The sequence below is a fragment of the Streptosporangium jomthongense genome (assembly GCF_042650425.1).
Classification (GTDB): domain Bacteria; phylum Actinomycetota; class Actinomycetes; order Streptosporangiales; family Streptosporangiaceae; genus Streptosporangium.
Genome location: NZ_JBHSBC010000004.1, coordinates 25,857 through 42,828, shown reverse-complemented (window position 1 = coordinate 42,828; position 16,972 = coordinate 25,857). Strand labels below are relative to the sequence as shown.

The window sequence follows — 16,972 nt, the reverse complement described above, 5'->3', positions numbered from 1 at the left end:
CTCCAAGCGGATCGGGTGGTTTCCAGCGGGTCCGGCGGCGAACCGGAGCCGGTGCGGACCTGGGGTTTTCCAGCTCCGGCTCCGGGTGGGTGGGTCTTCAGGAGGTCACAGCTTGACGCAGCCGCTTCCGGAGACCCAGGTGCTGGTGAGCAGGTTCGCCCGGTCGCACTCGTAGGTGCCGGCGCTTGAGCCGGACGAGATGGTGATCACGCTTGCTCCTCCATCACCGGAGCCCGTGCACGGATTGCCCCAGACGTGCCAGATGGGGGTGCCTCCGGCGGGGCCCCGCTCGAAGAAGGTCCCGCTGTCGCAGGTGTAGGTTCCGGCGGCGTGCGCGGCCGGAACCATCAGCAGCGGCCCGGCGAGGGCCGCAGCGGCTGCGGTGATGGTGAGACGCTTGATCAGGGACATGGGGGGTGTCCTTTCTGAAAAAGGATGATTGTCCAACTATCCACCCATCCGCCCAAGGAACACCCTCACCACACCGTCAGGCTTTTGGACCTTCTCGTTTGATCACCGAGAGTGTCGACGGACCCGGAGGCTCAGCGGCGACGCAGCGACGGGTCGAGCAGGGCGGGCGGGGTGTCGAACTTCTCGTGCGGGGCCAGATCGACACCGGGGGCGACGATCGCGTCGATCGCGTCGAGGACGTCGGCGGAGAGCACCGTGTCCGCGGCGTCGAGCTGCGAGCGCAGGTGATCCAAAGTGCGGGGGCCGATGAGCGCGCAGGTCACGGCGGGGTGCGCGGTCACGAACCCGAGCGCGAGCTGGATCATGGTCAGTCCCGCCTCGTCGGCGACCTTGGCCAGTCGCTCGACGGCGTCGAGCCTGGCGCGGTTGGCGGGGATCGCGGTGTCGAAACGCTGTGGCATGAACGTCGAGCGGCTGGTGGTGATCTCCCGGCCCTCACGGACCGCTCCCGAAAGCCAGCCGGAGGCCAGTGGACTCCACGCCAGCACACCGAGTCCGTACTGCTCGGCCACGGGCAGCACGTGGGTCTCGACACCGCGCTGCAGGATTGAGTAACTGGGCTGTTCGGTGACGTAACGCCCCAGATGGTTCTCGCGGGCGGCCCACTGAGCCTGCACGATGCGGTACGCGGGGAAGGTCGAGGAGCCGAAATAACGGATCTTCCCCGCGCGTCGCAGGTCGGTCAGGGCCGACAACGTCTCCTCGTCGTCGGCGCTCGGGTCCCAGCGGTGGATCTGGTAGAGGTCGACGTGATCGACGCCGAGGCGGCGCAGACTGTCGTCCAGCGCGGTGACCAGCCAGCGGCGCGAGCCTCCCCGGTGGTTGCGCTCCTCACCCATCGGCATGGCCGCCTTCGTGGCCAGCACGATGTCGTCGCGGCGCCCGGCGACGGCCTTGCCGACCATCTCCTCCGACTCGCCCGCGCTGTACATGTCGGCGGTGTCGATGACGTTGATCCCGCCGTCGAGGGCGGCGTCGACGATGGCGGTGACCTCCTCCTGGGTGGTGCGGCCGATCTGGCCGAAGTTCATCGCGCCGAGTGCGAGGGAGCTGACCTGCACACCGGTGCGGCCCAAGGTGCGGTACTGCATGGCCGTGTTCCTTCCGTCAAAGGTGGGGGAGCTTGGACACGGGGGCCCGTTCTGCCATCATGAATAAACGGGACGATGTCCCGATTAACGATATGGAACGTTGTCCCGTTTAGCAAGCTCGACGGCGGAGGGAACGGCGCGGTGAAGAACAGCGACGAGAACGCGGGGAGTACGGCCCGCCCCAAGCGGGCGGACGCCCAGCGCAACAAGGAGGCCCTGCTCGACGCGGCCGCCGCGATCTTCGTCACCTCGGGCGTCGAGGCGCCGGTACGTGACATCGCGGCCAAGGCGGGCGTCGGGACGGCCACGATCTACCGCCACTTCCCGACGCGGGCGGACCTCATCATCGCCGTCTACCGCCACCAGGTCGAGGCGTGCGCCGAGGCCGGACCGGCCCTGCTGGCCTCGGGAGCGACGCCGTACGCGGCGCTGGAGCGATGGATCGGCCTCTTCGTCGACTTCCTGGTCACCAAACACGGTCTCGCGGCCGTGCTGCAGCCGGACAACCCCGGCTTCGACACGCTGCACGCCTACTTCATCGACCGTCTCGTGCCCGTATGCGGCCGGCTGCTCGACGCCGCGGCCGACGCCGGTGAGATCCGATCGGGCATCCAGGCCTACGAGCTCATGCGCGGCATCGGGAACCTCTGTATCGGCGCGGGCGGCGATCCTCGCTACGACGCGCGCCGCCTGGTCGAACTCCTCGTGGCGGGCCTGAGGAATGCCGACGGGTCGTGAATCCCCACGGGTGAGGACCGACAGGTTCGCCCAGGGGCCGCCCCGAGGGCTCTGACGGTGGAAGCGGTGAGGAGGGCGAGCCTCATGGTTCCGGCTTCCACCGCGGCCCTTCGTCTCTCGGTCGTGACGAACGGGGGACGTCGTGAGTGGATGTCGGGCGGAGCGTTGACGGTTACGGCCTCGCGCCCTTTCGGGCGCCGGTGGTGAACCCGGCGGTCTGCGGATCGCCGGTCGTGCCGGCGGCGACCGAGGTCAGCATGCTGACCACCGCCGCCATGCCCGCCACCGAGACCACCGCGGGCCAGGCGACGTCGAACAGTCCGGCCTGCCTGGCGCTCAGCGCGGCCAGGGCGCTGGAGGCCGCCGCCCTGATCATCCGCTCGACCGTGTCCGCCCAGTACGTCCCGGTCAGGAGCCGTCGTGTCGTCATTGTGATCTCCTCATCTGCGCCGGGGTCGGGGCGCTCTGGAGGGTGGATACTTCCATGACCGTAACTATTTGTAGTTTTGTGAACACTTACCGTCACAGTGAGGAAGTCATCACTCCACCCGTGCGTAAGCGGCCGTACTCGCAGTGGCGCTGGGCGCCGGGACCCTGGCAGCCGTCGCCCCCGCGTCCGCGGCGCCCGTCGGATGCCGGCCGACCTACCCCTACAGCGGCGCGGTCACGACCTACTGCTCGGGTGGCACCGGTGAGCACAGGGCCGTCTGCCTCTACCGGGACGGTCAGACCGTCCTGAAGAACTTCGGCGCGTGGGTGCCCACCACCGCCTCCTCCTGCACCTGGTGCCCGCCCGCCTCCATGATCGGCGGCAACGTCGAGACCAGGGGCTGACGGCCGCGCCAAGCATGTCGGCGACGCCCCGCCGTCCTGTGGTGACTCCACCGCGGGACGGCGGGGCGTCGCCGTGTCCCCGGCCTTCCGGCCACGGCCCGGGTCGTGTGGAAGCGCCGTGGGGAACGCGTCGTGGGGAGTGCGGAGGCCGGGAAACCGTACGGTTCTGCGGAAGGGTGAGGACGCGTGGAACGGACGGTCGCCCGTCAGGTGCCGTAGGCGCGCAGGAACGTCTCGACGGCGGCGCGCACCACGGCGTGCGTCTCGGTGTCCGGAACCTGCCTGGTGCCCAGCCCGGAACGTACCTCCATCGGGCCCGTCAGCAGCGCGAGGAACTGCTCGGCGGCCATGTCCGGGTCGTCCGTGCGCAGGCGGCCGGTGAGGGCGAGTCGCGCCAGCCGGTCGGCCAGGGCGTGACGAACGCGCTGTTCCCCCTCCTGGTGGATGGCCTCCACGAGGGAGGGGAACCGGGTGACCTCGGCGTGCAGGAGCCGGCGAAGCGCCCAGGACCGCTCGTCGCAGTGGCACCGGAGCAGGTGGTGACCGACCTTTTCCAGCATCGCGTACGTGTCGGCTTCCGGGGCGCGGAGCTGGTCGAGCGCCGTCAACGCCTCGGCGAACGTGTCATGGGCCGCGGCTCGCATCGCCTCGTGGAACAACGCCTCTTTGTCGAGCAGGTGGTTGTAGATGGTCGGCTTGGCCACGCCGGCCTCGGCCGCGATCTCCCGCACGCAGGACTGGTCGTAACCCGTGCGGGCGAAGACCCGGAACGCGGCCGCGAGGATCGCCTGTCGTTTGTCGACGCGTCCGCGCCGAACGTTCGGCCTCGGCTCAGACGAGGTCGTGGCTCCGTTCACGTGAGCATCGTACCTCTCTGTACCCGACGGTTCATTTTTCTGAACCGATCAGTTGAAGTGGATCGCCTGGTTCGCTAACTTGAACCAGGTAGTTCAATTCCATGTTCGCCATCGGCCCTCAACGAGGTTGAGATGACTCAACTAGTGGACGACCGTCTGGACCCCAAGCTGCTGCGGCTGATCGGTGTGGTCCTGCTCGGCGGGATCATGGGGATCCTTGACAGCACGATGGTCACCGTCGCGGCCGAGACGCTCGGGAGAGAGTTTCACACGTCGCTGAGCTCGATCAGCTGGTCCTCGACGGCCTACCTTCTCGCGCTCACCGTCACCATTCCGGTCACCGGCTGGGCGGTCGGCCGGTTCGGCGTCAGGCGACTGTGGTTGTTCGGCCTGTCGGTGTTCCTGGTCGGCTCGCTGGCCTCCGCGGTCGCGTGGAATGTGCCGAGCCTGACCGGCTTCCGGGTCGTCCAGGGATTGGGCGCGGGCATAGTCGACCCCCTGGTGCTGGTGATCCTGGCGCGGGCGGCGGGGCCGAGCCGGGCGGGACGCGTCATGGGCATGATGGGAGTGGTGCTGTCCCTCGGCCCGGTTCTCGGTCCCGTCCTCGGCGGGGTCGTGCTCGACGCCGTGAGCTGGCGCTGGATGTTCTTCATCAACCTGCCGATCGGGATTGTCGCCCTGGCGCTCGCGATCCGGGTGATCCCGGCCGACCCGCCGACCGAGAGCCGTTCCGCCTCGCCTCTCGACGCCATGGGCCTCGTGCTGATGGCGCCCGGCCTGGCGGCGACGGTGTTCGGCCTGACACGAGCCGGTGAACAGGCCCGCTTCGACACCCTGCCCGTGCTGGTCCCACTGGTTCTCGGTGTCGTGTTCCTGGCCGGCTACGTGGCGCACGCGCTTCGGGTACGGCGTGTCGCACCGTTGATCGACGTCCGGCTGTTCGCCAGCCGCGCCTTCGCCGCGAGCGTCCTGGTCCAGGGACTCGTCGGCGTCGCCACCTACGCCGGCCTCTTCGCGCTGCCGCTCTACTACCAGATGGTCCACGACCACGGCGCCCGCGCGGCCGGGTTACTGGTGGCGCCCCTGGGTCTGGGGTCCGCCCTCGCCATGCCCCTGACCGGCCGTCTCAGTGACCGGCTGGGGGCCAGGAACCTCGTCCGGGGCGGTGCCCTCCTCGCGGGGCTGGCCGCGTTCGCCCTTACCCGCATCAACGGAGACGTCGGCGAGGTGTGGTCGGGGCTGGCCGGTTTCGCGGTCGGATTGGGTCTGGGCGCCGTGGGCGCGCCGACGATGGGGGCGTTGTACCGGACGCTGCCGCCGGAGAAGGTCCCGCAGGGAAGCTCGGTGCTGTACAACCTCAACCAGTTCGGCGGAGCGCTCGGCGTGGCGGTCGTCGCTCTCGTCCTGGCGACCGCGGGCGTCGGCAGGACAGGCGTCGGGGAGTCGGCCGGCGGATTCCACAACGCGTACTGGTTCATGGTCGGCGTCGCCCTGGTCATCCTGGTCGCCACCCCGCTTCTGCCGGGACGCCCCCAGCCCGTGTCAAGCGGCGGCGGCCGGGCGAGCCTGCGGACCGAGGGAGTCCACGCCGACGGATAGGCGCCCGGCCGCCTCACCCCGGGGTGACCGGCCTCCCGCGCCTCCCGTGCCGACGCCGACCGGTCCATGGCCGGATCGAACCGGCGGCGTCGAGGATCTCAGGTCCGGCTTTCCCGCCGCTGATTCCGGAGAATCGGACCTGAGATCCATAACTCACGGTGGATCGGAACGGCCGATGACCTCGTATCGGTCGCGGAGATATCGCGAACCATTCCGGATGGTGCCGGCCTGATTTCTTCGTCGATCGGGCCCCGGCCGTACGCCTGCGAATTCGGTTTTCCTCTCCGCGGATCCCGGCCTGCCGGAAAGGAACCGGCCGGATGAGCTAGCCGCGGAGGGCCGCCATATCGTCATGGCATGCGATACATAGTTGCGTTCAATGAGACGGTGGTTGGATATTGGAGGCTTATCGCCGTGGTGTCCTGGGGGAAGAAAAACGATGGCAAAGACGTCGAAGGCCTGTAAGGTGACCGTCACGCTGGCCAGCAGGAACGAGTTCCGCCGCCTGGGGCTCGAACAGCTGCTGCAGCGGATACCGCTCGTGGAATCATTCACAAGTTATGAGGGGGGAGCGGAACTCGCCTCTGTCGCCGAATCCGAGACGGACATCTTTATCATCCCGGTCGAAGATCTGGACGAATCCCTGGTCGCCTTCATCGCCCGGCTCCCGGAGCACAGCAAGACGTTGCTGTTGCTCGACCGGGTTTCCGACGAACGCGTCTCGCGCATCGCCGCGGTGCCCGCGCACGGGTTCCTGTCGGAGCACGACCTGGGCGTCGAGTCCCTCGCGGACGCGCTGGAGCGCGTGTCCGCGGGCGAGGTCCCGATGCCCTACGAGCTGACCATGAAACTTCTGCGGCGGGCGGGTGAGCCCTATCGGGTCGACCGCGACCGTGCCCCGGTCCACCTGACTCCCAGGGAGCAGGAGGTGCTGTCCCTGCTCGTCGACGGACTGAGCAACAAGCAGATAGCCAGTCGGCTGCATCTCTCACAGCACAGTGTGAAACGCCTCGTCACCAGCATTCTGGCCAAGCTCAACACCCCGAACCGCACGCTGGCCGTGGCGAGGAGCCTGCGGGAGGGGTTGGTGCACCGCACGGCGTCGCGGGAACCGGAGGAGTTCACCGCCTGAACCACTCCATAACGTGTTCCTGCGGAGAATCCGGCGTTCGCCGACCGCATTCCCGGCGCGGTTCGTCCGGCCCTTCCGAATAGGGACGTCGAACGCCGGAATCCTTTCTCGGACGGTATTCATCCCGTCACGCGTTCTGTTCTCCACGCGAGCCGCCGATCGGCCCCTCCCGGCAGGGGCGTGCCCGCCGCCGGCGTGCCGAAACGGCGAGAAAACCCCTCGGGTCTTCGCGGGAATTCCAGGGCGTCACCCCACCTCGCGAATATGACGCCGCGTCGCGCGAGGTGACGGCGGACGGGCTGCCCGGCGCTCCGGCCGTACGGCGGGCCCCGGCTTTTAAGCGGGCGGTGATCGTTCGGGGATGACGGGGCCGTGGGCCACGTGGTGGCCGCGTCGGCCGGACCGGGACGTCTCGGAGTCCCCGCCCGGCCGGGCATCCGCCTGAGCGCGGCGTTGAACGAGCCTTGGTCGTTTCTTGGTCGGGCGCTGCGATCCTCGGGGGGAACCGAGATCCGGCCCTTCGGCCGCGTGGCGGAACACCGAACCACCGTGTAACCGGAACACCAGACCGCGCGCGGCGGAACACCGGACCAACAGATCCCGAGAAGGGCGCTCATATGGGTGATCAGCGTGTCCCGGCTCCCGGAGAACCGGCTGTTGACCATGTCATGGGGATGCTGGCCGGTTACTGGCAGGCGAGGATTCTCATCACGGCGGTGAACTCCGACCTCTTCGGCGCTCTGTCGGGCTCCTCCGCCACCGCGGAGGAGTTGTGCGGTCGGCTCGGATACCGCATGCCCGGAGCCGGTGGCTTCCTCTTGGCGCTGGCGGGGCTGGGGCTGCTTGAGACCACGGACGAAGGAAGGTTCCGGAACTCCGCGGTCGCCGACCGGTATCTCGTGCGGGGGCGCCCCGAGTACGTCGGCGGTTACGTGCTTTTCTGCGACCGCGAGCTGAACCCCGCCTGGGACGGGCTCGCGGAGGCGTTGCGCACCGGAGCTCCCCAGAACCGCGCCGCCCTTGAGGGAAACCCCTACGACACCCTGTACGAGGACGGGGAGGTGACGAACTTCTTCCTGGAGAGCATGGACATGTTCAACACCCCTCTCTCACGGCGGATGGGGGAGCTGGACTGGAGCGGGTACGGCTCCTTCGTCGACGTCGGCGGCGCCCGAGGCAACCTCGCACACCACCTGGTGAGCGCGCACCCCCGGTTGAGAGGAACCGTCTTCGACCTGCCGCAGCTGGAGCCCGCCTTCTCCGCGTACATGCGCGAGCTCGGCGGGCAGGAGGCGGTCTCCTTCCACGGCGGTGACTTCTTCACCGACCCGTTGCCCCGGGCCGACGTGCTCATCTTCGGGCACGTGCTGCACAACTGGGGTGTGGAAGCCCGCCTCGACCTGCTGCGCAAGGCCTACGAGGCGGTCCACCCGGGGGGCGCGGTCATCGTCTACGACCCCATGGTCGGCAACGGCACGCCGCCGCTCTACGCGACCCTGGCGAGCCTCAGCATGCTGGTCTGGTCCCGCGGCGGCGGCGAGTACACAGTCGGCGAGTGTCATGCCTGGCTCAAGGAGGCGGGGTTCCGCCCGGAGACGGTCGGCCCCGAGGACACCCCCGACGACGTCCTGGTGGTCGGCCACAAGGAGCGCTGAGAGGTGCGAGGCCGAGACATGGGCCGCGCCGCTGGACAGGAGGAGCGAATGGACACACCGGTCGTGGTCGTCGGAGCGGGGCCGACCGGACTCATGCTCGCCGGTGAACTACGCCTGGCCGGGACGGACGTGACGCTCGTGGAACGGCATGCGCGACGCACGGGAGAGTCCCGTGGCGTCGGTCTCAGCCCTCGCACCATGGAGGTGTTCGACCAACGCGGCCTGCTGCGGCGTTTCGGGGACGTCGAGACCAGCAGCGAGGGCCACTTCGGCGGCATTCCAGTGGATTTCCGGGTTCTCGGGCGTGACGTACGGGCCGCGAGGACGGTGTCACAGTCGCTCACCGAGACGGTGCTGGAGACCTGGGTCCGTGAACTCGGCGTGGACGTCCGCCGCGGCCACGAGCTCGTCTCGCTGACCGACGGCGGAGACCGTGTCGAGGTCCGGCTGCGCGGCCCCGGCGGGGACCACACACTGACGGCCTCATATCTGGTCGGCTGTGACGGTGGGCACAGTCAGGTGCGCAAGGCCGCCGGATTCGACTTCCCCGGCACCCCGGCCACGACCGAGCTGTTCCTCGCGGACATCCGGGGCGTCGACCTGGAACCGCGGATGGTCGCGCACCGGATCACCGGCGGGATGGTCATGGTGGCCAGGCTGGAGGAGGGAGTACACCGGATCATCGTGAGCGAGCGCGGGGCGCCGCCGCGACGCCGTACGGAGCCGCCCGCCTTCGCGGAGGTGGCGGACACGTGGAAACGGCTCACCGGCATCGACATCTCCCACGCCGAACCCGTGTGGGTGAGCGCCTTCGGCGACGCCAGCCGGCAGGTCACCGAGTACCGCCGAGGCAGGGTGCTGCTGGCCGGTGACTCGGCTCACGTCCATCTGCCCGCGGGCGGCCAGGGGATGAACACCGGTGTCCAGGACGCGGTGAACCTCGGCTGGAAACTCGCCGCCGTGCTGCGCGGAAGCGCCCCCGCCTCGCTGTTGGACACCTACCACGGCGAACGGCACGAGGTGGGACGCCGTCTGCTCGCCAACACCCGCGCGCAGAGCCTGCTCATCCTGGGCGACGACGAGGTGCGGTCGCTGCGCGACATTCTCACGGACCTGGTCCGGTACGAGGAGGTCGGCCGTCATTTCGCCGCGCTGGCGAGCCAGCTCGACATCCGCTACGACGTCGGAGGCGGTGACAACCCGCTTCTCGGCGCGCGCCTGCCGCGCCTGGAACTGACACGCGGAACGGAGGAGACGACGAGCACCCGGCTGCTCCGCAGCGGCCGAGGCGTGCTGATCGACCTGGAGGACGTCCCGTGGCTGCGGCGACGCGCGGCCGGATGGACGGACCGGATCGACGTCGTCCTCGCCACGCCGCGGGACATCGAGGCGGGCGGTCCGGTCGAGGGCACCTCGGCGGTGTTGCTGCGCCCTGACGGCCATGTCGCCTGGGCGGCTCCCGGCAGCCACCACGACCTGACCATGGCCCTGGAACGGTGGTTCGGCCCCGCCCGCTGACACCGCGCCACACCTGTGCACATGACCGGACCGGACTGTTCAGACACGAGTGTGAAGGGGAAGAGATGTACAGCACCTTGATCGTCGCACGGATGGACCCAGGATCCGCGGCAAGTGTCTCGGAGATCTTCTCCGCCTTCGACAGCACAGAGGTCCCCCACCTGATGGGAACCCGGCGCAGGGAACTCTTCTCGTACCGCGGGCTGTACTTCCACCTGCAGGACTTCGAGAACGAGAACGGCGCCTCGCACATCCAGTCCTTCAGGACCGATCCGCGCTTCATCCAGATCAGCGAGGACCTGAAGCCGTTCATCGAGGCGTACGACCCCGCGACCTGGCGTTCGCCCGCCGACGCGATGGCGGGCCGCTTCTACCACTGGAGCGGCGAGTGAGCGGTGAGGAGGGACGACGGGTCGTGATCACCGGAATCGGTGTCACCGCCCCCGGTGGTCCAGGGGTCAAACCCTTCTGGCAGTTGCTCACCGACGGGCGGACGGCCACCCGTCGCATCTCCCTCTTCGACCCCACACCTTTCCGTTCCCAGGTCGCGGCCGAGGTGGACTTCGACGCCGAGGCGCTGGGACTCGGTCCCCAGCAGACGAGACGCATGGACCGCGCGGCCCAGTTCGCGGTGGTCACCGCACGTGAGGCGGTGACCGACAGCGGCCTGGAGGACCGCCTTCCCGCGCCGCACCGCATGGGAGTGACCATCGGCAGCGCGGTGGGCGCCACGATGAGCCTGGACCAGGAGTATCGCGTCGTGAGCGATGGCGGACGGCTGGAACTGGTCGACCACCGCTACGCCGTACCACACCTGTACAACCACATGGTTCCCAGCTCCTTCGCCGCCGAGGTCGCGTGGACCGTGGGCGCGGAGGGGCCCGTGACGGTGGTCTCGACCGGGTGCACCTCGGGCCTGGACGCGGTCGGATACGCGGCCGAGGTGATCAGGGAGGGGGCCGCGGACGTCATGATCGCGGGCGCCACGGACGCGCCGATCTCGCCGATCACCGCGGCCTGCTTCGACGCGATCAAGGCGACGACCCCGCGTAACGACGACCCCGAGCACGCCTCCCGGCCCTTCGACGGCAGCCGCAACGGCTTCGTCCTGGGAGAGGGCTGTGCCGTCCTCGTGCTGGAGGAGTGGGAACGCGCCCGGCGGCGTGGCGCGCATGTCTACGCGGAGATCGCCGGGTACGCGACCCGCTCGAACGCCTTCCACATGACCGGGCTGCGTCCCGACGGCAGGGAGATGGCGGAGGCGATACGGGTCTCCCTCGACGAGGCCCGGCTCGTCCCCGAGGACGTCGACTACGTCAACGCGCACGGCTCGGGGACCAAGCAGAACGACCGCCACGAGACGGCGGCCTTCAAACGCAGCCTGGGCGAGGCGGCGTATCGGGTGCCGATCAGCTCCATCAAGTCGATGATCGGCCACTCACTCGGCGCGGTCGGCTCCATAGAACTCGCCGCCTGCGCCCTGGCGATGGAGCATCACGTCGTGCCGCCCACGGCCAATCTGCGCACTCCGGATCCGGAGTGCGATCTGGACTACGTCCCGCTCACCGCGCGTGAACGGCGGATCGACGCCGTACTGTCCGTGGGCAGCGGTTTCGGGGGCTTCCAGAGCGCGGTGGTGCTCGCCCGTCCGGACAGGGCCCGGCGATGAGCACCGCCACGGTCGTGACGGGGCTCGGCGTCGCGGCGCCCAACGGGCTGGGCGCGCGGGCGTACTGGTCGGCCACCCTGGCGCGCGTCAGCGGCATCGGCCCCGTCACCCGTTTCGACGCCTCGTCCTATCCGGTACGGCTGGCCGGGGAGATCAAGGGGTTCTCCGCGGCCGATCACCTGCCCAACAGGTTGCTGCCGCAGACGGACCGCATGACCCAGCTCGCGCTGGCGAGTGCCGACTGGGCCCTGGCCGATGCCGGGATCGTCCCGGGCACGTTGCCCGAGTACGACATGGGAGTGATCACGGCCAGTCACTCCGGCGGCTTCGAGTTCGGTCAGAACGAGCTGAGGGCGTTGTGGAGCAAGGGAGGCCGGTATGTGAGCGCTTACCAGTCCTTCGCCTGGTTCTACGCCGTCAACAGCGGTCAGATCTCGATCAGGAACGGCATGCGCGGACCGAGCGGCGTCGTCGTCAGCGACCAGGCCGGAGGGCTGGACGCGATGGCCCAGGCCCGCAGGCAGATTCGCCGGGGCACACCCCTGGTCGTGTCCGGCGCGGTCGACGCCTCGGTCTGTCCCTGGGGTTGGGTGGCCCAGCTGGCGAGCCGCCGGCTGAGCGGCGGTGAGGAGCCGACGCGGGCCTACCTGCCCTTCGACGACGACGCCGCCGGTCACGTTCCCGGAGAGGGCGGCGCACTGCTCGTTCTGGAGAACGCGGACCACGCCCGCTCCAGGGGCGCGCGGATCTACGGTGAGATCGCCGGCTACGCCGCCACCTTCGACCCGCCGCCCTCCAGCGGGCGTCCGCCCGGAACGAGGCGGGCGATCGAGTCGGCACTGGCCGACGCGGGGGCCACACCCGGCGAGGTCGACGTGGTCTTCGCCGACGCCGCGGCGATACCCGACCTGGACCGGATCGAGGCCGAGGCGGTCAGCGAGGTCTTCGGCCCGCGGGCCGTACCCGTGACGGCTCCCAAGACCATGACGGGACGGCTCTACTCCGGTGCCGCGCCGCTGGACGTGGCCGCCGCGTTCCTCAGCGTCCGGGACGGCGTGATACCGCCGACCGTCAACACTTCGCTCTCCGACCGCTACGACATCGACCTGGTGAGAGACGTCCCCCGGGAGGCGCCCGTGCGCACCGCGCTGGTGCTCGCCCGCGGTTACGGCGGATTCAACTCCGCGCTGGTCGTGCGCGCGTTCGGGCCGTGAGCCCGGCGAACCGACTCCGGCGAACGGCCCTCAGACCCGCACAACGTTGCGAAGAAAGGACAGTCATGCCGACCGCAAGCCCCTTCGGTGTCGACGACCTCAGGCGGATCCTGCGTGAAGGAGCGGGAGCCGACGAGGCCGTCGATCTCGACAACGACATTCTCGACAGGCGGTTCGACGAACTGGGATACGAGTCCATCGCGCTGCTGGAGACGGGCAGCCGGATAGAGCGCGAATACGGGATCAGGCTCGATGACGAGGCCCTCGGTGAGGTCCGTACCCCTCGCGCGCTGATCGACCTGGTCAACGAGCAACTCCCGACCGGTCGTACCCGATGACCGGCTCGCACCGCGGCCAGATCCGTGCGCCGCGCGTCTCCGACCCACTCCCAGGAGAGAAGCCATGACGCAAGACGCACCCAAGACCGCGATCGTGACCGGCGCCACCAGCGGCATCGGCCTGGCCGTCGCCCGCCTGCTGGCCGGTACGGGCTGCCGTGTGTTCCTGTGCGCGCGCACTGAGGAGGCCGTCTTGCGGACGGTCAAGGACCTCAGGAACGAGGGGTTCGAGGTGGACGGCAGGGCGGCCGACGTACGGTCGACGGACGACGTCCGCGACCTGGTCCGGGCCGCCGTCGACCGCTTCGGGACCGTCGACGTCCTGGTGAACAACGCGGGCCGCAGCGGGGGCGGGATCACCGCCGAGATCGACGACGGGCTGTGGCACGACGTGATCGACACCAACCTCAACAGTGTCTTCCGCGTGACGCGGGAAGTGCTCACGACCGGCGGGATGCGGGACAAGGCCAGGGGCCGCATCGTCAACATAGCCTCGACCGCCGGCAAGCAGGGCGTCGTGCTGGGGGCGCCGTACTCCGCCTCGAAGCACGGCGTCGTCGGTTTCACCAAGGCCCTGGGCAACGAGCTCGCGCCGACCGGCATCACCGTGAACGCCGTGTGCCCCGGCTACGTGGAGACCCCGATGGCCCAGCGGGTCCGTCAGGGATACGCCGCCGCGTACAAGACCAGCGAGGAGGAGATCCTGGCGAAGTTCACCGCCAAGATCCCGCTGGGACGCTACTCGACCCCGGAGGAGGTCGCCGGTCTGGTCGGCTACCTGGTCTCCGACGCCGCGGCCTCGATCACCTCCCAGGCGCTCAACGTCTGCGGCGGCCTGGGCAACTTCTGATCACGGCGGCACCGCGCCCCATGGCGACCAAGGAGAGGAACATGACCGAGAGCGTGTCCCGCGAGGTCGAGCACACCATCACCGTCTCCGCCCCCGCCGCGGAGGCATACCGCCTTCTCGCGGAGGTGGAGAACTGGCCCAGACTCTTCCCGCCGTCGGTGTACGTGGACTACGTGGAGAAGAACCGCGACGAAGAGCGCATCCGAATCTGGGCCACGGCAAACGGCGAGGTCAAGAACTGGACGTCACGCCGCAGGCTTGAGCCGGACAGGCTCCGCATCACCTTCTGGCAGGAGGTCTCGGCCCCACCCGTCGCCGAGATGAGCGGCACCTGGATCATCGAGCCGCGCGGCGACGGGGGGTGCGAGGTCCGTCTGCTGCACGCCTACCGGGCCGTCGACGACGACCCCGAGGGGCTGAGGTGGATCGACGAGGCGGTGGACCGCAACAGCAGGGCGGAGCTGCCCGCCCTGCGGGAGAACCTGGAGCTCGCCGCCCGGTCCGCCGAACTCACGCTCTCGTTCGAGGACGGCGTCCGGATCAACGGCTCGGCCAAGGACGCCTACGACTTCATCAACGAGGCCCGGCTGTGGACCGAACGACTGCCGCACGTGTCCGCCGTACGGCTGACGGAGGACACACCGGGCATCCAGACCCTGCGTATGGACACCGTCGCGAAGGACGGCTCCACGCACACCACCGAGTCGATCAGGATCTGTTTCCCTCATCGCGGGATCGCCTACAAACAGACCACGCTTCCGGCCCTGATGACGCTGCACACCGGCTACTGGGATTTCGCCGAGGACGACGACGGGACCACCGTCGTGACCTCACGGCACACGGTGATGGTCAACACCGAAAAGATCGCCGCGGTCCTGGGGCCGGACGCGGGCGTTCCCGAGGCGCGCGCGTTCCTGCGGGAGGCTCTCGGAGCCAACAGCAGGGCCACGCTCCGGCACGCCAAAGAGTTCGCCGAAGCACGGCGCTGAACGCCGGTGTGCCCAGTGGACGCGGACGTCATCGTCGTAGGCGCGGGCCCGGTCGGGCTGATGCTCGCCGGCGACCTGAGCGCGGGCGGCGCCCGGGTGGTCGTACTGGAGCGGCTGAGCGAGCCGACCCTCGAATCCCGGGCGTCGATACTCCACGCGCGGACCATGGAGATCTTCGCCGAGCGCGGCATCCTCCACAGGCTGGGCGCCGTGCCGGACGCGGGGCGCGGCCACTTCGGCGGGATCCCGCTCGACCTGAGGGAGGCGGACCCGGAGAACCCCCACGCGGGTCAGTGGGAGTGCCTGCAGAGCCGGCTTGAGCCGGTCCTGCAGGAGTGGGCCGTGGGCCTGGGGGCCGAGGTGCGCCGTGGGCACACGGTCACCGCGCTGACCCAGTGGCGGGACCGGGTGCAGGTCGTCTCCGTCGACGCCGACGGGAGAACACACGGTCACACCGCCGGATACGTCGTGGGATGCGACGGGGAGCGGAGCACCGTACGCGAGCTGGCGGGCTTCGAGACGGCCGGGCGGGACGCCACCCGGGAGATGCTGCGAGCCGATGTGCTGGGAGTGGACATCCCCGCCCGCCGCCTCCAGCGCTTCCCGTACGGCACCGCCACGGCGTACCGCCGCGCCGACGGGACCACTCGCCTCATGGTCCACGACCGCACCCGCGTCCCGCGCCCCCACCCAAGGGAAACGGATTTCGCGGACGTCAGGACGGCCTGGGAACGGGTGACGGGTGAGGACCTCGCGGGAGGCACACCGGTCTGGCTGAACGGCTTCGACGACACCTGCCGACAGGTCACCCGGTACCGAAGGGAACGTGTCCTGCTGGCCGGTGACGCCGCCCACATCCAGATGCCCGTCGGTGGTCAGGCGCTGAACCTCGGCCTGCAGGACGCGGCCGACCTGGGACCGAGGCTGGCCGCGTGCGTCACCGGCCGGGCCGACGACGGCGTACTGGACGGCTACCACCGCGAGCGCCACCCGGTCGGCGCCCGGACGCTGGCCAACATCCAGGCCCAGGCCCTCCTGTTGTTCGGCGGGCCTGAGGTGGACGGCATGCGGGAGGTCTTCGGCCGGCTGCTGCGGATGGGAGTCGTCCGCCGTCATCTGGCCCGGATGATCAGCGGCCTGGACGACCGGGCGGAGTCCCGTACGGCGGAGCGTGACATCACCCACCCTTTCTCGACACACGGGAGTTCCATCATGAACAGGCTCGCCGGCAAGACGGCGCTTGTCACCGGGTCAAGCCGGGGCATCGGCCGGGCCATAGCGGTACGGCTCGCCCGCGAGGGGGCGCTGGTCGCCGTGCACTACGCCGTCAACGAACAGGCGGCGCTGGAGACCGTCACCACGATCGAGAAGGAGGGAGGCCGGGCTTTCACGGTCCGCGCGGAACTGGGCACCCCCGGCGCCGTGCACACCCTCTTCACCGGCCTGGAACAGGGGCTGAAGGAACGCACGGGAGAGGCCACGCTCGACATCCTCGTGAACAACGCCGCGGTCACCGGCATGGACGGCTTCTCCCCTGAGGACGTCACACAGGAGCAGCTCGACCGGTACTTCGAGGTGAACGCCAAGGCCCCGTTCCTCATCGTGCAGCGTGTGCTGACCAACATGCCGTCCGGAGGCCGTGTCATCAACATCTCCTCCGGGCTCACCCGGTTCGCCAACCCCGGCCAGGTCGCCTACGCGATGACCAAGGGCGCCCTCGAACAGGTCACGCTGCACTTCGCGAAGCATCTGGGTCCGCGCGGGATCACGGTGAACACCGTGGCGCCCGGCATCACCGACAACGGCGGGCCGATCTTCGACGTTCCCGAGGCGGTGGAGCAGATGGCCGGTCTGTCGGTTTTCAACCGGGTGGGCGAGGCCGGTGACGTCGCCGACGTGGTGACCTTCCTCGCCACCGACGAGGCGCGATGGATCACCGGCGCGTTCCTCGACGTCAGCGGCGGAACCCTGCTCCGATGAGCGCCCTGCGGTCTCCCGGCCGGGAGACCGGCCCGTC

General features: G+C 69.5%; 17 protein-coding genes. 13 read left to right on the top strand and 4 right to left on the bottom strand.

What is annotated here, in order from left to right:
- Positions 1–105: 105 nt before the first annotated feature.
- Both ACFOYY_RS06335 and ACFOYY_RS06330 read right to left on the bottom strand, forming a co-directional pair.
- The gene (locus ACFOYY_RS06335; RefSeq protein WP_352011050.1) at positions 106–411 is read right to left on the bottom strand and encodes a hypothetical protein; all 306 of its coding nucleotides are present in this window, start codon (positions 409–411) and stop codon (positions 106–108) included.
- Positions 412–542: 131 nt separating this feature from the next.
- Entirely contained in the window at positions 543–1,562 is a 1,020-nt protein-coding gene (locus tag ACFOYY_RS06330; protein ID WP_386188572.1) for an aldo/keto reductase, read from the bottom strand.
- Positions 1,563–1,703: 141 nt separating this feature from the next.
- Here ACFOYY_RS06330 and ACFOYY_RS06325 point away from each other — a divergent pair, with 141 nt between their 5' ends.
- A complete protein-coding gene (locus ACFOYY_RS06325) occupies positions 1,704–2,300 on the top strand; it encodes a TetR/AcrR family transcriptional regulator (protein WP_352011048.1) in 597 nt (198 codons plus the stop codon).
- Positions 2,301–2,472: 172 nt separating this feature from the next.
- Here ACFOYY_RS06325 and ACFOYY_RS06320 read toward each other — a convergent pair whose 3' ends face one another.
- Positions 2,473–2,730: a holin gene (locus ACFOYY_RS06320; RefSeq protein ID WP_352011047.1), complete on the bottom strand. Its 258-nt coding sequence runs from the start codon at positions 2,728–2,730 to the stop codon at positions 2,473–2,475.
- A 143-nt stretch (positions 2,731–2,873) separates the two neighbouring features.
- Between ACFOYY_RS06320 and ACFOYY_RS06315 the strand changes: the two genes are divergently transcribed.
- On the top strand, positions 2,874–3,134 hold the full coding sequence (locus ACFOYY_RS06315) for a hypothetical protein (RefSeq protein ID WP_386188569.1): 261 nt from the start codon (positions 2,874–2,876) through the stop codon (positions 3,132–3,134).
- Positions 3,135–3,340: 206 nt separating this feature from the next.
- Here the strand turns inward: ACFOYY_RS06315 and ACFOYY_RS06310 are convergent, their stop codons facing one another.
- Positions 3,341–3,991, bottom strand: a complete 651-nt coding sequence (locus ACFOYY_RS06310) for a TetR/AcrR family transcriptional regulator (protein WP_352011045.1) — start codon at positions 3,989–3,991, stop codon at positions 3,341–3,343.
- Between the two features lie 132 nt (positions 3,992–4,123).
- Between ACFOYY_RS06310 and ACFOYY_RS06305 the strand changes: the two genes are divergently transcribed.
- The 11 genes from ACFOYY_RS06305 (at position 4,124) to ACFOYY_RS06255 (ending at position 16,935) form a co-directional block, all read left to right on the top strand.
- Positions 4,124–5,590 (top strand): DHA2 family efflux MFS transporter permease subunit, encoded by a 1,467-nt coding sequence (locus ACFOYY_RS06305; protein WP_386188567.1) that lies wholly within the window; start codon positions 4,124–4,126, stop codon positions 5,588–5,590.
- Positions 5,591–6,029: 439 nt separating this feature from the next.
- Positions 6,030–6,722 (top strand): helix-turn-helix transcriptional regulator, encoded by a 693-nt coding sequence (locus tag ACFOYY_RS06300; RefSeq protein WP_362777865.1) that lies wholly within the window; start codon positions 6,030–6,032, stop codon positions 6,720–6,722.
- Positions 6,723–7,339: 617 nt separating this feature from the next.
- On the top strand, positions 7,340–8,377 hold the full coding sequence (locus ACFOYY_RS06295) for a methyltransferase (RefSeq protein WP_352011042.1): 1,038 nt from the start codon (positions 7,340–7,342) through the stop codon (positions 8,375–8,377).
- Between the two features lie 48 nt (positions 8,378–8,425).
- The gene (locus ACFOYY_RS06290; RefSeq protein ID WP_386188564.1) at positions 8,426–9,895 is read left to right on the top strand and encodes an FAD-dependent monooxygenase; all 1,470 of its coding nucleotides are present in this window, start codon (positions 8,426–8,428) and stop codon (positions 9,893–9,895) included.
- A gap of 65 nt (positions 9,896–9,960) precedes the next feature.
- A complete protein-coding gene (locus tag ACFOYY_RS06285; RefSeq protein ID WP_362777870.1) occupies positions 9,961–10,287 on the top strand; it encodes a TcmI family type II polyketide cyclase in 327 nt (108 codons plus the stop codon).
- A complete protein-coding gene (locus ACFOYY_RS06280; protein ID WP_386188562.1) occupies positions 10,284–11,564 on the top strand; it encodes a beta-ketoacyl-[acyl-carrier-protein] synthase family protein in 1,281 nt (426 codons plus the stop codon). The genes ACFOYY_RS06285 and ACFOYY_RS06280 overlap by 4 nt, the downstream gene beginning before the upstream one ends.
- Positions 11,561–12,778: a ketosynthase chain-length factor gene (locus ACFOYY_RS06275; RefSeq protein WP_352011038.1), complete on the top strand. Its 1,218-nt coding sequence runs from the start codon at positions 11,561–11,563 to the stop codon at positions 12,776–12,778. The genes ACFOYY_RS06280 and ACFOYY_RS06275 overlap by 4 nt, the downstream gene beginning before the upstream one ends.
- 65 nt (positions 12,779–12,843) lie before the next feature.
- Positions 12,844–13,116 (top strand): acyl carrier protein, encoded by a 273-nt coding sequence (locus tag ACFOYY_RS06270; RefSeq protein ID WP_386188560.1) that lies wholly within the window; start codon positions 12,844–12,846, stop codon positions 13,114–13,116.
- Between the two features lie 64 nt (positions 13,117–13,180).
- A complete protein-coding gene (gene fabG, locus ACFOYY_RS06265; protein WP_352011036.1) occupies positions 13,181–13,966 on the top strand; it encodes a 3-oxoacyl-ACP reductase FabG in 786 nt (261 codons plus the stop codon).
- Between the two features lie 41 nt (positions 13,967–14,007).
- The gene (locus tag ACFOYY_RS06260; RefSeq protein ID WP_352011035.1) at positions 14,008–14,955 is read left to right on the top strand and encodes an aromatase/cyclase; all 948 of its coding nucleotides are present in this window, start codon (positions 14,008–14,010) and stop codon (positions 14,953–14,955) included.
- 15 nt (positions 14,956–14,970) lie between these two features.
- Positions 14,971–16,935, top strand: a complete 1,965-nt coding sequence (locus ACFOYY_RS06255; protein ID WP_386188558.1) for an SDR family oxidoreductase — start codon at positions 14,971–14,973, stop codon at positions 16,933–16,935.
- Positions 16,936–16,972 lie beyond the last annotated feature (37 nt).

Coding starts and splice junctions, on each gene's coding strand:
- ACFOYY_RS06335 (WP_352011050.1), bottom strand. CDS start 411: ATGTCCCTGATCAAGCGTCTCACCATCACCGCAGCCGCTGCGGCCCTC.
- ACFOYY_RS06330 (WP_386188572.1), bottom strand. CDS start 1,562: ATGCAGTACCGCACCTTGGGCCGCACCGGTGTGCAGGTCAGCTCCCTC.
- ACFOYY_RS06320 (WP_352011047.1), bottom strand. CDS start 2,730: ATGACGACACGACGGCTCCTGACCGGGACGTACTGGGCGGACACGGTC.
- ACFOYY_RS06305 (WP_386188567.1), top strand. CDS start 4,124: ATGACTCAACTAGTGGACGACCGTCTGGACCCCAAGCTGCTGCGGCTG.
- ACFOYY_RS06300 (WP_362777865.1), top strand. CDS start 6,030: ATGGCAAAGACGTCGAAGGCCTGTAAGGTGACCGTCACGCTGGCCAGC.
- ACFOYY_RS06295 (WP_352011042.1), top strand. CDS start 7,340: ATGGGTGATCAGCGTGTCCCGGCTCCCGGAGAACCGGCTGTTGACCAT.
- ACFOYY_RS06290 (WP_386188564.1), top strand. CDS start 8,426: ATGGACACACCGGTCGTGGTCGTCGGAGCGGGGCCGACCGGACTCATG.
- ACFOYY_RS06285 (WP_362777870.1), top strand. CDS start 9,961: ATGTACAGCACCTTGATCGTCGCACGGATGGACCCAGGATCCGCGGCA.
- ACFOYY_RS06275 (WP_352011038.1), top strand. CDS start 11,561: ATGAGCACCGCCACGGTCGTGACGGGGCTCGGCGTCGCGGCGCCCAAC.
- ACFOYY_RS06270 (WP_386188560.1), top strand. CDS start 12,844: ATGCCGACCGCAAGCCCCTTCGGTGTCGACGACCTCAGGCGGATCCTG.
- fabG (WP_352011036.1), top strand. CDS start 13,181: ATGACGCAAGACGCACCCAAGACCGCGATCGTGACCGGCGCCACCAGC.
- ACFOYY_RS06260 (WP_352011035.1), top strand. CDS start 14,008: ATGACCGAGAGCGTGTCCCGCGAGGTCGAGCACACCATCACCGTCTCC.